The sequence below is a fragment of the Rathayibacter sp. AY1G1 genome (assembly GCF_002932095.1).
Classification (GTDB): Bacteria; Actinomycetota; Actinomycetes; order Actinomycetales; family Microbacteriaceae; genus Rathayibacter.
In genome coordinates, this window is record NZ_PSUZ01000025.1 from 25,915 (window position 1) to 38,787 (window position 12,873).

The following is a 12,873-nucleotide window of genomic DNA, read 5'->3' on the forward strand; positions in this document are numbered from 1 at the left end:
GCGGGCCTTTGGGGCCAGCGACGGAGCTGCGCTTTCCTCAAAGGCACCGTCGGAGAGCGAAGGCGGATCGTAGGGTCGATCGTCTCGGAACATCGCCCAGATGACGTTCAGGCGGCGCCGCTCAAGAGCGAGAATCGCCTGCTTGTGCGACTTCCCCTCAGCGCGCTTACGGTCGTAGAACCCTCTCGACTCGGTCTTCTGCTGCACGCTGACCATCGCTGCGAGGTAGCAGGCGCGCAACAGACGCCTGTCGTAGCGGCGTGGCCGGTGGTGATTGCTGCTGATCTTGCCCGAGTCACGCGGCGCCGGAGCGAGACCGGCGACGCCGGCGAGCCGATCGGCGCTGACGTAGACGCTGAGGTCAGCGCCGGTCGACGCAAGGAACTCGGCCGCGAGCAACGGACCGAAGCCCGGCATCGAGCGCAAGAGCTCAGCGGCACGGCTGCTCTCGACCCGTGCGGCGATGAGCTGGTCGATTCCCGCGATGCGGCTTTCGAGAGCGATGACATCGAGCGCGAGCCGGCGCGCGAGTTCAGCTGCGATCGCCTGGCCAGGAAGCACGCTCTGCTGACTCTTCGCCGCGGTGACCGCGGCGGCGGCGGTCGCGACGGCCGTCCGGCAGCCCTGTGTGCGAAGCCACCGCGCCAGGCGGGACTCCCCCATCTTCCGGATCGCGTCCGGCGTGGCATAGCCGGTGAGCAGAAGAAGCGAGGCTCGGCTGGCGGAGTAGTTGAACGCGCGCTCAAGCGCCGGGAAGTACTCGAGCAGGTGCCCGCGAAGGCGATTGATCGCGCGGGTACGGTCGCAGACGAGGTCTTTCCTGTGAGCGGTCAGCGCGCGCAGCTCGATGCGCGTCTCATCCTCGACCGTCAGTACCTGCAGGTCGCGGCGCATCCGCGCCTGGTCGGCGATGATCGCCGCGTCCTTCGCGTCGGTCTTCCCATCACCCCGGTACGCCTTCGCCGCGTGGTGCACAGCGTGAGGCGGAATGTAGACGACTGGCAGGGCATGAGCAGCGAGGAGCCCGAGGATCAGTGCCGCTCCCCCACTGCTGAGATCGATCGCCCACAGGCACTCATCGCCACCGGCGAGATCAGTGACAGTAGCGATCAGCTCGAGCAGCGCCGCCTCGTCATTGGCGACGCGGGCGGAGTGAAGCTTGGCGCCGTCTGCGTCGATGACCACGCAGTGATGGTGCCCCTTCCCCGCATCGATCCCGGCCCAAATCTGCGGCATGGCCGCTCCCTTCGCAACGTCAGGTGGTGGTGATGGTCGCGCCGACTTTTCCTTACGCAGCGATCTGGTCGCTTCTCTCAATTAGCGGTCGAACCATCGGGTGGACGGCGGGCGGCCATTCTTCACAAGCCGTCACAGCGGCCAAAACGCAGGAGCCCTACCCGCCGTCCTCGGACGATCGACACACTACGACTGCACCGAAACCGCCCGAGCAACAAGGTAAGGAAAACGCAGGGGAATGGGCCGCGCAGCGGCCTCCCTCCCCCGGCATCGCCGGTGCCGCATCTAGCGGCCCCCGGAACGGGTAGCGGAAGAACGATCAGCAGCGCCCTACGGTGGGGGCATGCCTCCGCGACGCGCCCTCCGTTGCACGGATCGACGCCGGTTCTCGGGCCTGGTCTCACTCTCGGCCGTTGTGGCACTGCTCTCGGGATGCGTCGGTGACGTCCCCGGCCCTTCACCGACCTCGTCAGTCGTCTCCGCAGCGCGAGTGGATACCCGTCCGCTGTTCGATGAGGCGATGGCAGTGAGCATCACGCCGGGTGTGCGCGAGGTGGCGCGCGCGACAGAGGACTGGTGCTTCTCAGAGGGAGGAGGGAACCAGCTCTTCGGATCGGCGTCTGAGCTCTCGACCGTCTGTCTCTTCGGCGGCGGAATCGTGTTCGCTCTGAACGACACCGACCAGCAGGCGGCAGCCGCTGCCGTGGATGAGTTCCTCGCCACCAACGACATGTTCGGCCCGGGAGGAACGGTCGTTGACTCCCTCGTCGGGGTCGACCTAATGCAGGGCGGCGAACTCACCGGCGGCGGCGGGCGCAACCTCCCCGGGGGAGGTGCTCAGGGAGCGGCGACCGTGCGTTGGACACTCGTAGCCGCCTCCCGCTTCCAGGTCAGCGGCCTCCCGTTGTCTGAGGGGTTTAATCGCCAGTCCTACGAGGGAACGATCACGGAGTCGACTCCCGCAGAAGTGAGCGCGACGGGTGCCTCGTTCGTCCTGACCGTCCACATCTCCTGGCGGTACTTCTCGGGCAAGCGTGCCTAGCCTCCCTCCCCCGATTTCGCCGGTACCGCATCTAGCGACCCCCGGAACGGGTAGAGGAAGAGCGCAAGCTGCTGACGGGCGCCGCCGGCAGTGGGTCTAACGGCTTCGGTCGCCGCGGTCCGGCGCCTGCGTCGGCGTCGTGGTGGGGAAGCTGCGGGTGACGGTCGCTCGTGCTTGTGCGAGGGCCGTGTCGATTAGGGGTTCTCCGAACGCGGTGCGCGACTTATCGACGTCGAGCGTGCGCGGCTGCCCTTCGGCGGAGGTGCTGTAGCGCCGGTAGCGCATAACGGTCAGTCCGGTGTCGGCCAGCTGCTCGGCGGCGACCTCGGGGAGGGAGCGGCCGCCGGGGGCCGGCGTAAACGCCGCGGGCGTACTCGCTGGGCACCCATCGGCCACCGAGCTCGTCGGCGCCGTCGAGGGCGCGTTCGTAGGACTGCTGCCAGCGGCCGGCGATGCGCGACTCCGACAGCTCGAACGGGACCTCCACGTCGATGACCTCGACGCTGTAGCCGACGGATCCGAGTCGCTGCCCCAGCTCGACGGCTTTCTCGGGTGACGAGAGCACGGTGTCGATCACGACGTTCAGCCCGTCCCGCACCGCTTCGTTGCGGACGCGGATCGCGAGCTGCGAGGACTCCTCGTGCACGAGGGAGGCCAGCTCGAGCGGGAAGAACCGCTCCCCCGCCGCCTCAGCGGCGCGGACCTCGGGCGGCATCGCGCGGTCGTAGCTGCCGTCCTTGATCGCTTCGGTGAGAAGGGCGCGCTTGAACTCGTCCGCGTCGACGGTGATCCACGCGCCGCGGTCGGCGCCGAGCACGTCCGCGAGGACCGTCGACTTCCCGGCCCCGGGCGGGCCGGCGAGGATGATCGCCTTCCGCTCTGCACGGACGTCGGGGAACTCGTCGCGGTAGGAGGCGACCAGGCGGTCGTGCAGCTCCCGGCGCGCAGCGCGCAGCCGGTCCACGCCGTCAGGGCCGCGGACGAACCAGTCGCGGTTGTTGACCGTCGCCCGCTCGCTGGCAGGGCTCAGCGGGCCTCCCGCCCGTGCCCACTCACGCACCGTCTCGCGGTGCGCGGCGATCGCTGACGAGTCCTCGCCCGTCACCGATCTTGCTCGCTGTAGCGGGTCAGGATCTCGTCGTACATCTCCGCGTCGATCAGGTGCTCGCTGAAGGCGCGCCCGACGTCCTCGAACTCCCCCGCGTCCGCGGTCGTCCAGTCGAAGCCGTCGCTAGGCGATCCGGGCCGGTAGGACCAGCGGCCGAGCTCGTCGATGGTCTGCTCGCGCGTCAGCTCGCCGGCGTCGTAACGCTGGGCGATTTCGTACGTGGTGGCGCCGGAGAAGCCGGAGCGCACGTCCGGCACGGCGGCCGCGGACTTCAAGGCGCTGTTCACGGAGGGCTGAGAGATACCGATCAGACGCGCGAGCTGCCTCTGCGTGGTGTCCTGCGCGGCCCGGCGCAGCTCCCGCAGGTACGACACTCTCGTCACGACCTGACGGCTACGCAGCCGGCGAACGGCCTCCCCATCGGGCCTCTGAGCGATCGCCATGGCAACCACCTCCTATAGAGGATTCTATCGAAAGACCGTAACGGTCAGTAAAAATGCCCGAGCGGAGGGCGTGCTCAAGGATGGAGGCCGTGGACGTCTTCACTCCAAGTCTGTTACTTACAGACCAACAGACTTCCGAATTTCGGCCTCCGACCCGCCCGCGATCTGGTCACTTCTCGCGAGAAGAAGATCGATCGCTACTCGGATGAGGGTGTTCTCCGTGATTCGCTCGGTCCCGGCGGGCCTGATTCGCGTGAGTCGACGCGCGTGCGCAGTCAGTGCGGTGTACTGATCGTCTCGGATCTTCGCTTCTTTCCTGGCGAAGGACCGGTAGCCGGCTCCCTCAGCCGGGTCCTGTCGAGTTGCAGAAGCGTCGTCTTCCACTTCCGGCGACTTCGACGGCTGAAGAGGTTTCACCGCCTCTGGGGATGCTTCGAGGGGAGTGAGAGACAGATCCGCCTGAGGCGGCGTAGACAGCATTGCGCTGAGGTCCTGGCGGGCCATTAGGAGCTCCTCGTGGTCGAGTGCGCCCAGATGGAGGTGAGCTCCAGGGCGACTGCGTTGTAGTCGTAGATCGCATTGGCGGTTTGCCTGGTGTCGGGGTACTGCGTCACAACGTCTCCGGTGAGCGGCGAATCGCTGATCGATTTGTACTGTCGGATGTGCTGCTTGAAGCGAGGGAGCTTGAGGCTTACATCCACGAGATTGACCCAGTCTTCGAGGAGGTTCGGTACACGCATGTCCACCTTGCCGAGCAGGACTCGGTACGGAACATCTCGCGGCTCGATGAGCTTGCTGATCGTGTTGCGCGTCGGATCGACAGCAAGCGCTTCTGGAACCATCGGCACGATCGCGAAGTCGGAGACATCGAGAACGGCACCGAGGATCGCCGTATCAGTCAGATTTCCTGGTGTATCTACGAAGACCACGTCGTACGGCAGCTCCCGCAGGCGTGTGAGCGTGTTGGGGTCGGTGTTCTCCGCGAAGTCGAAGGGCAGCCGCTCCCCCGCCCGAGCCGCCCACATGGTGGTCGACTGTTGGGGGTCGACGTCGACCACGAGCACTCGCGCGTTCTTGGCGGCGACTGCCGCAAGGTTCATCAGGCTCGTCGTCTTCCCGACCCCGCCCTTCTGATTTGCCAGGGACACGATGCGCATGGATGCTCCTATCACTTCCGTAGTTACAGACTACCAAAGTTCGGCCGTAGATCTCCAACTTCGGAAGTCTGTAACTTACGAAGTGCGTGGTCGACCGCTACCCCGACGACCCAAGTTGCACCTGGTCGCCCTCCGAGCAGGGCTGGCGCATCGATGGATGCTCACACAGCAGGTCTCTTCTGACGCTTGAGCCGGTTCGTTCCACAGGTCCAAGTGGCATGCGGAACACCTCCACTGCCGCTGCAAGCAGGTTCGCCCGTTAGTTGATCCAGGACCTACAGAACTACGAAGTCTGTAACTCTGTACACCTGTTCTGCTCCGTATCCGCTGGCGCACAGGGCTCCCCTCTTGCGATGTGACTTACAGAGTTTGTGACTCTGTAATTTACAGAGAACGACGCTGCGACCTGTAGCCGAAGTTACAGACTTCGTAGTTCTGAATCTTCCGAAGTTTGGACTCATACCGCAATCTGGTTCAGGTTTCCGTGCGCCGGCATCTGCGGTCAGTGCGCGAACGCCGTCGCCAGTTCGCCCCAGTGGGTTGTGGAGCGTGGGGAGAGCGCGCCGCGCTTCATCGTCCAGACGGGTCCCTTGCGGATTCCGGCGAGCCCGAAGCCGACAGCGGAGCGGCCGTGGCGCTTGGTCACGGCATCGATGGTCGCGCCGAGGCCCTTGGTATCAAAGACGGTGTCGAAGCCGTCGAGGAAGGCGTGGGAGTTCTTGGGGGAGAGGTTGGTGAGGATGACGCTTGCGCTGTTCAGAGCGCACGGTGGAGGTGGTGGAGGCAGACGGTGACGACGCCCCAGATCTGGAGGTCGCTGAGCTCGGGGACGAGGATCGGCGGGTACTCGGAGTTCTCGGCGCGCAGGATGACGCCGCCGCGGGAGAGCTCGAGGCGTTTGACGGTGAGTTCGCCGTCGAGGATCGCGACGACGACGTTGCCGTGCTTGGGGGAGAGGGAGCGATCGACCACCAGTTCGTCGCCGTCGCTGATGCCGGCGCCGATCATGCTCTCCCCGGAGACGCGGACGATGAAGGTCGACGTCTTGTCGCGGATGAGGTGGTCGTTGAGGTCGAGGGAGCCATCGAAATAGTCCTGGGCGGGGGAGGGGAACCCGGCAGCTACCGCGTCGCCGGCGACGAGGAACGCGATCGCCACGGCGTCCAGCGCCGGAGTCGAGATCCGCTCCACGATCGTCACAGTCATCTCGATACCTCCTGACCAGTTCGAACATACGTTCGATGAAGGTCGAGTGTAAGTCGGAGGGTCCGACAGCGCTCCTAGGCACCAATGGTCCGGCCGCTGGGTGGAGCCGTCTCGGGCGCGTCGAGCTCGTCGGAAATCCATGTCAACGTCGAGGGGCAGCGTCGGGGCTACGCAGCGGTCGAGGACCACCAGAGCGATCCGGGGGCGAGCATGCCGGTGCGTCCCCAGTACAGCGCCTCGCGGTGATCGCCGCGGCCGGCGGCGTCGCGGGGGTAGAGCGGCCAGACGCGCTCACCGGGTGTGGTGTCCTCGAACAGGGGTCGGCTCGTGACGTGTCGGCGTCGAGGGCGTTGCCTGGGGGAGGAGGAGCGGTGGGTCAGCTCGGCTTGCCACCAGGCCCAGACTTCGCGCTCGACGTCGTAGCGATGGGCTCGATCTGCGAGGGCTCCGTGAACGCCGAGGGTGCGAGCTGCGGCGGTGCGCAGGTCGCGCTTGGCGCGAGTCCACCCGGTCGTGTGCTTGATGATCAGCCGGTGTGTGCGCAGGCGGGAGAGGGCGGTGGCGGCGGTACGGCTGGTGACCCCAAGCAACGTGGCGGCGGCGTCGAGGGCGAGGGTCCCTTCGCGGCGCAGCAGAGCGTAGGTCTTTCCTGCCAGGTGTCCCAGGCCGGCGCGGGTGAAGAGGTCGTGCCGGGTGTCGGTGAGGTCTGCTTCGAGCATGGTGAGGAGCATGGTTCGTTCGGTGAAGATCGGCCCGGGGGGGCGGGGGTTATTAGTAGTTGTGACCGGACCTTGCAGTAAACCTGTGGAAAGGTGCTCGGACAGTCGCCATTCGCTGGCGTTCGAGCCGTCCGCGCGGACGACGAGCTGCACGTAGCCGTCCTCGCGCAGCGTCCGCAGGGCGCTGGCCGCGGTCGTTCGGCCCAGGCCCGCGAGGAGGGCGAGGTCACGGATGGAAGCGGCCACGGTGCGCTTGCCGGTGTGCAGGGTCAGGTAGGCCAGAGCGGTGAGGATCGTCTTCTCCGACGTCGCCCGCTCGGTCCGCCCCCACCGGCCCGGGCTCACCCGGAACCGCTCGACGAGGGCGCTGACGGAGCCGACGAGACTCTCCAGCTCCACCAGGTCGCCCGGCTCGCGCTCGGACGGGAGAACGGCGTGCAGCGCCGCGTACTGGAGCGCCTTCTGCCACTGCCGCGTCAGGCGCTCCGCCGCTTCGTCGCGCGAGCGCGGACGGCGGTTACCGCGACCGGTGTTCTTGGTCCGGAAGTGCTCCATCCCGGGAGCGGTCCGAGCGGCGTGCTCGACGTCGGTCAAGGACCAGCCGGCGTGCGCCGCGGAAAGCAGACACATGAACGCCGTCCACGACGGATTCGCACCGCCACCCGCGGCCGCCATGTGCCCGGCGCCGGCAGCGCTGAGCTGGCGGTGTGCCCGATGCGTGGTGGTCGGGGCGGCCGGGGGAGCAGCGTCGATGGCGCGTGGCGGGCGGGAGGCTTGCAGCGCAGCGGTCACGGCCTCAATGGCGGCCGCGGTGACGGTCGCATCCAGCAGCTCCTCTGCGCGACCGCGCAGAACGCTCGAGAAGCTGCCGTCGCGGTGCGGGGACAGGGGAGGTCGAGCGGCGCCGGTTCGGGGGTTGCAGAGCATCCCGTGATCCAGCGTGCGGAAGTTCGCGCGCGCGGCGATCGCCAGCCGAGCCACCAACTCGGCCGGAGCACCCTCGGCGAGTGCGATCCACAGGTGCCGGCCGCCAGTCCCGGAGGACTGGCACACGAGATGGGCCACCTGGTGTGTGTCCAGAACGGCGGAGAGAGCGTCACAGTCGTCCGCGGCCTGCTCCATGAGGTCCGCGTCGACGCCGTGGGAGTCCTTGCCGTCGAAGTCGAAGCAGAGCAGCCGGAACGTGCCGGCGTCGTCCGTAAGGTAGACGGCCCAGGGAGTGCTCGGGGCGACTGGAGAGATCAGGAACGCCGTGGGGTACGCGTTCTCGTCCAAGCGCCCGTAGGCGTCGCGGCGCATCGTCCGGACAGTGCCGCGCGGGCTCAGCCGACGCGTCAGGGACCATGCGTCGCCGCCGAGCGTCGACGAGCTGCTACGGCGCGCCGAAAGATCCATCATTGAATCTCTCAGCCCGTCGTGTAATCTTTCGGGCATAGAGAAGCCTCCCGTGAGGGTGGTGACTTGATTAGCTCGGACCCGTTGCTTTGGTCGGTGTCGGGGTACGAGCTACGAAACTTGGTGAGGCCCGCTTCGGCGGGCCTCCTTCGTTTAAGCGGCGGAGATGTGCGCCTCCTGGTCGATATCGAACGTCGGTGCCAGCACGGGCAGACGCCCGGTGGAGTCGCGGAGCTGATCTGCCAGAAGCTCGAAGTACAGCGAGCGGGAGACGCCTGAGGCCTTGGCGGCGCCGTCGACGTCGTCCTTCAGCACGTGGGGCATCTGAAACTCGACGGGCACGGTGACGGCGCCGTTGCGCGCGCGTCGCTTCTGCTTGATCGGAGCCATGCCTCCAGAGTGCTGATCTAACCCCGGGATTGTGCGCGCCACGCCGAGCGTAGGGCGGATCAATCCCGGGATTAAGCGCGATTGCTGCCGAGGGACAGGGGCGTCAGCCCAAGTCGCGCCGTGACGGCCCCTACCTGCCGGGGCATGAGACTCCCGTCGAACAACCATGTCGGCACCCTACCAAAATAGGTGCTGCTACCGTACCGATTCAGGTACACCATCCAAAGAGTCAGCCAGGACTCTGAAGCCACTCACGAACCGAAGCGTCGAATGCGTCCGGCGCGACGTTGTACTCCCAGGCATGCGCAGCGGGCGGGAGCAGGGCTAGCGCGCTCCGCTCGACGTTCACGCTCACGAAGGCCCGTGACAACGAGGCAGGCACCTCCCGATCTCCGTCTGAGTGGATGAGGAGGGTTGGAACGGTGAGTCTCGGTCCTCGGGTCCAGTCCAGGGCATCGAAATCGATGGGCCCGGGAAGTCCTACAAGGGTGCTGAGGGGGCGAGTGGAGAGCGCGAACGTCCCAAGTGCACCCACCACCGATGGCAGATGAGCGCGGCGCGCTCCAGCCCGAATGACCTGCCGCCAGTCGGTGGCGGGCGCGATGAGGACGAGGGCTGTGATGAGTTGGCGGTGTCGAGACCGCTCGGTGAGTTGAAGTGCGATTCCGCCACCGAGGGACCAGCCGAACAGAACGATGCTGTGCGCTCCGTGCTCCACGGCGTAGTTGATCGCAGCATCGACGTCATCCCATTCGGTTTGACCGAGAGTCGACGCCCCGTTCTTCGTTGGTGGCCCATCTCCGTCACCTCGGAACGAAGGAACGAGTGACGTGTAGCCGAGCTTGCGTGCTGCCGGGACTGAGCGCAGCGCGGTGATGCGGGTGGTGCGGATGCCGTGCACGTGGATCGCCCAGGTTGTTTCGCCCTCGCCGCCGGTCGACGGGAAGAGCCACGCCGGACACGGGCCTATTGGCGCGTCGACGTGGATCTCGCGCACGCGCGGGTCGATGTCCTCAGGACGCGCGAAGACGTGCCCGGTCCATCGGCCTTCGTGAGCGGTGGAGAGATCGCCGCCGGTGACTCGAAGAACCTCGCGGCGAACGGTCCGCTCGATCGCGTCGTGATGAAGAATCCGGCCGACGAGCGCGTGGCTCCGATCGGAGTCGAACCAGAAGCCGTACTCGCCGTTGTGAAGGGTTTCGGGCGTGGCGTGGAGAGTGAGGCTGTCCGGGGTCGCCGAGAGGACCTGCACGGTCTTCTTGCGCCCGGGCAGCACGACTCGCCGCCCCAGGACGACACCGATGCCTGCCAGCAGGGAGAGGGCAGTCACAGCGGCTCCCGCTACTCCTACGACAGCTCTCACGCCGACTTGCCGGGCGCTCATCGAGTCCAAGCTCTTGTGGTCGCGGGGGAGGGGAGCTGTTCCATAACGATGGCCTCCGCCGCTGCAACGTGACGAGCGTCGGCTGGTGTCAGACGGCCGCGGTGAGCGTTCTCGAAGTCGCGTAGCGCGATGACCAGGTCGTATACGACCGCGATCGATGATTCGTCTCGAACGCGACTTGACCCGTTCGTAGTCCGCATCACCGCGAGTCTGCCGGCGAGGCGCCGAAGTCGCCGTGCATGCCGACTGAGTCGCGCCTCGCGCATGGCCTTCTGCAGTGTGAATGAGGCGATTCCGGTGACGATGAGGATCACGCCGCAGTAAAACAGGAAGTCGAACGCGTTCCGCAGGAGGACGCGGAAACCGAGGTCGGTGACCTCGAAGTGGTCGAGGGACAAGACGATGATCTCGTCGATGCAGGCGAGGATGACGAGGCTGCTGCCTGCGACGAAGAAGCCGTAGGAGCGCGCTTTTCTGCGACGGAGACCGAGCAGGAGCATCGTCGAGATGGCGAGGATCGCCGTCATATAGATGCTGGCGTAAAGCCAGGTACCTGTCTGGGAGATGTGCTCGGTGATGAACGTTTTCGAGGTGGGTTCCTTGTCGGCGATGAACAGGAACGGCACGACGAAGGACACGAGCATGGCGGCGAGGATGAGCTTCCTCGTCCAGAATCGCGGGGTGCTGCGGGACTGAAGGAGGGCTGCTCTCATGACCAACCAGAACGCGGTGGTCGCCAGGACGTTCTGGGCGAGGTTGATGTAGTTCTCGCCACCGAGGAACCGGTCCAATCCGGGGTGGACTCGGGTGAGGAGCGCGAGGGAGCCGACTCCGCTCGCGAGCCAGGACAACCGGCTCGAGGGCTGGGAGACAGCAGCGGGGATCCGGGCGACGAAGACGACGGCGAGGACCACAAGAGCGATCAGGGCTAAAGCCTGCATCTACCCGAAGACCTCCTCGTCCTCCCGGAAACGAGGACGCAGGAGTGAGCGGGAAAGAAGATGGGCGAGGTGCTCTGCTTCGCCTTCGAGGATGCGCCGGTCCCCATCAACGTTCTCGAGGTCCTCCAAGCCGCCTGCTTCCAGGAGCCGGCCGCGCACGACTCCGTTCGTCCCCCGATAGGAGGCGACGGAAGAGTCGTCCCCGAGGACGTTGCAGCCGGGGTGGCGGAGGGCGATATGAGCGAGTTCGTGCAGGATGCAGTGCATCTGGTAGAGCCGGGTATCGGTCGAGCGGTAGAGAATCTGGGCCTCGTCGGGAAAATCGACCCAGAGAGCTGTGAGCGTCTGCCAGTCATCGTCGTCGATGGCATCGACGTGGATCGGTTTGCCGTGCAGGTCAGAGACATGCTTGAGGAGGGCATCCAGGGTCTGATCGTCCTGGAACCGGTTCTCCTCGAACGTCTGCGTCGTGCGTGCGGCGACGTCGGCGTGTTCGAACCACAGGGCTTCATTGCTCTGGGTGGTGCTCATTCGGTAGTGCCCTCCTTCGGAGTTCGCTCGATCGACAGAATCGCCTTGGTCACGGCGGCGAGCTGCTTCGCGTTCATGCCCCCCAGCGCTCGAGCACTGATCGAGGTGGCTCCGGTAGCCAGTAGCGCCCGGTGGAAGCGGATCTCCGCTTCGATGAGCTCGCTGGCTTCGTCTTCACGCCTTGCGGTCAGGTACTCGTAGCTGACGCCGAAGAACTCGCTGAGACCGACGAGCAGATCGACCGGGAGCCGCGTGGAGCCCTCCAGCTCAAGCAGCTCATCCCAGTCCTTCGGCTCGAAGCTGATGTCACGACCGCGGATGGACTGAACGAGGGTGTCGAGAGTGAAGATCTGAGCATCCGCACTCGTCGGCCCTTCGGCGAGGAATCGGAGTCGTCGAGCGAACTCCCTGCCGTCGATGCGCTCAGCAGTGAGCTCTCCGCCACCGTCTTCCGGGTTCGGAGAAGACGCGAGCTGCAGCACTTCGTACGGTTCGACCCCGAAGGCTCCAGCGAGCTTCTCGATGTCGTTGGTGGTGAACGGCGCTTCGCCGCGCAGACGGATGTAGAAGTAGTTCGCCGAGATGCCCGCAGCACGGATGAGTTCGGTGTTGGTCAGCCGTGCACGATCGCGAAGCGTCTCAACCGCGCGGACCACGCGTCGCGAAAAGTCGGTCGGTCCCGGCGCCGGTCGTCTAGCCACCCCTGGAATGTACCAAAGATGATATAAGCCCATTTCGGTAACCGAACCGGGTTGCATTAGCTACCGAAATCGGTAGTTTTGACGTGTGCCCGCTTCTTCGTCTCGGTACTCGACCGTCTTGCTCGCCCTCATCGCCTCCCTCCTCGTGAGCGGCTGCTCGCCGACTTCGCCAGATGAGGCGTCACGTGAGACCGAGTCACCGCAGACCGCCTCACCTCTCCCCAACACCCGATTCTCATCGCCGACGCCGACCCCTGAGGGCGTACAACCGGTCGACACGGAGCCGTCCCCAGAACCGTCTCTCATGAGCACAGCCGTCGCGATTGCGACGGAAGCGGTGATGGCGTTCTGCCGTCCAACGCTCGGTTACGACACCTGGATCAGCGAGCTCTACCCGTTTTTGAGCCAGCGAGCAGCAGTGGCCTACGAGACGGTCGACCCGGCGAACGTGCCCTGCACGAGTCTCACGGGCGCTGCGACCGTCCGCGACGGTGACGGCGCGTTCACGATGCGCATCCTCGTCCCCACTGACGCGGGGGAGTACTCCGTGTACGTCCACCGCACCACGGAGAGCACTCCCTGGTCCGTTGAGCAGATCACTCCTCTGGCCTCGGAGTAGC

General features: G+C 66.0%; 13 protein-coding genes and 1 pseudogene. 2 read left to right on the plus strand and 12 right to left on the minus strand.

The window, feature by feature from the left end:
- Window positions 1-42 precede the first annotated feature (42 nt).
- Window positions 43-1,236: pseudogene (locus C5C36_RS13750) on the minus strand (IS110 family transposase); the annotation flags it as partial.
- A gap of 520 nt (window positions 1,237-1,756) precedes the next feature.
- Between C5C36_RS13750 and C5C36_RS13755 the strand changes: the two are divergent.
- On the plus strand, window positions 1,757-2,278 hold the full coding sequence (locus tag C5C36_RS13755) for a hypothetical protein (RefSeq protein WP_104247894.1): 522 nt from the start codon (window positions 1,757-1,759) through the stop codon (window positions 2,276-2,278).
- 223 nt (window positions 2,279-2,501) lie between these two features.
- Here C5C36_RS13755 and C5C36_RS13760 read toward each other — a convergent pair whose 3' ends face one another.
- From C5C36_RS13760 to C5C36_RS13815, 11 genes are all read right to left on the minus strand, one after another.
- The gene (locus C5C36_RS13760; protein ID WP_258069254.1) at window positions 2,502-3,383 is read right to left on the minus strand and encodes a zeta toxin family protein; all 882 of its coding nucleotides are present in this window, start codon (window positions 3,381-3,383) and stop codon (window positions 2,502-2,504) included.
- Window positions 3,380-3,829, minus strand: a complete 450-nt coding sequence (locus C5C36_RS13765; protein WP_104247895.1) for a helix-turn-helix domain-containing protein — start codon at window positions 3,827-3,829, stop codon at window positions 3,380-3,382. The genes C5C36_RS13760 and C5C36_RS13765 overlap by 4 nt, the downstream gene beginning before the upstream one ends.
- Before the next feature lie 503 nt (window positions 3,830-4,332).
- The gene (locus C5C36_RS13775; RefSeq protein ID WP_056045660.1) at window positions 4,333-4,986 is read right to left on the minus strand and encodes a ParA family protein; all 654 of its coding nucleotides are present in this window, start codon (window positions 4,984-4,986) and stop codon (window positions 4,333-4,335) included.
- 502 nt (window positions 4,987-5,488) lie between these two features.
- A complete protein-coding gene (locus tag C5C36_RS18125; RefSeq protein ID WP_104247909.1) occupies window positions 5,489-5,791 on the minus strand; it encodes a DUF4113 domain-containing protein in 303 nt (100 codons plus the stop codon).
- Complete coding sequence (locus tag C5C36_RS13785) at window positions 5,743-6,192, minus strand: LexA family transcriptional regulator (protein WP_104247896.1); 450 nt, start codon at window positions 6,190-6,192, stop codon at window positions 5,743-5,745. The genes C5C36_RS18125 and C5C36_RS13785 overlap by 49 nt, the downstream gene beginning before the upstream one ends.
- Window positions 6,193-6,359: 167 nt before the next feature.
- Window positions 6,360-8,210, minus strand: coding sequence for a hypothetical protein (locus C5C36_RS13790; protein WP_146085005.1), 1,851 nt, complete (start codon window positions 8,208-8,210; stop codon window positions 6,360-6,362).
- Between the two features lie 249 nt (window positions 8,211-8,459).
- Complete coding sequence (locus C5C36_RS13795; protein ID WP_056045669.1) at window positions 8,460-8,696, minus strand: hypothetical protein; 237 nt, start codon at window positions 8,694-8,696, stop codon at window positions 8,460-8,462.
- A 229-nt stretch (window positions 8,697-8,925) separates the two neighbouring features.
- The gene (locus tag C5C36_RS13800; protein WP_181027236.1) at window positions 8,926-10,026 is read right to left on the minus strand and encodes a S9 family peptidase; all 1,101 of its coding nucleotides are present in this window, start codon (window positions 10,024-10,026) and stop codon (window positions 8,926-8,928) included.
- Window positions 10,027-10,076: 50 nt separating this feature from the next.
- Entirely contained in the window at window positions 10,077-11,021 is a 945-nt protein-coding gene (locus tag C5C36_RS13805) for a hypothetical protein (protein ID WP_104247899.1), read from the minus strand.
- Window positions 11,022-11,552, minus strand: a complete 531-nt coding sequence (locus C5C36_RS13810) for a hypothetical protein (protein WP_056045680.1) — start codon at window positions 11,550-11,552, stop codon at window positions 11,022-11,024. It lies immediately after the preceding gene.
- A complete protein-coding gene (locus C5C36_RS13815) occupies window positions 11,549-12,253 on the minus strand; it encodes a helix-turn-helix transcriptional regulator (protein WP_146082460.1) in 705 nt (234 codons plus the stop codon). The genes C5C36_RS13810 and C5C36_RS13815 overlap by 4 nt, the downstream gene beginning before the upstream one ends.
- 304 nt (window positions 12,254-12,557) lie before the next feature.
- Between C5C36_RS13815 and C5C36_RS13820 the strand changes: the two genes are divergently transcribed.
- Entirely contained in the window at window positions 12,558-12,872 is a 315-nt protein-coding gene (locus C5C36_RS13820) for a hypothetical protein (protein WP_104247901.1), read from the plus strand.
- The last annotated feature ends 1 nt before the right edge of the window (window position 12,873 follow it).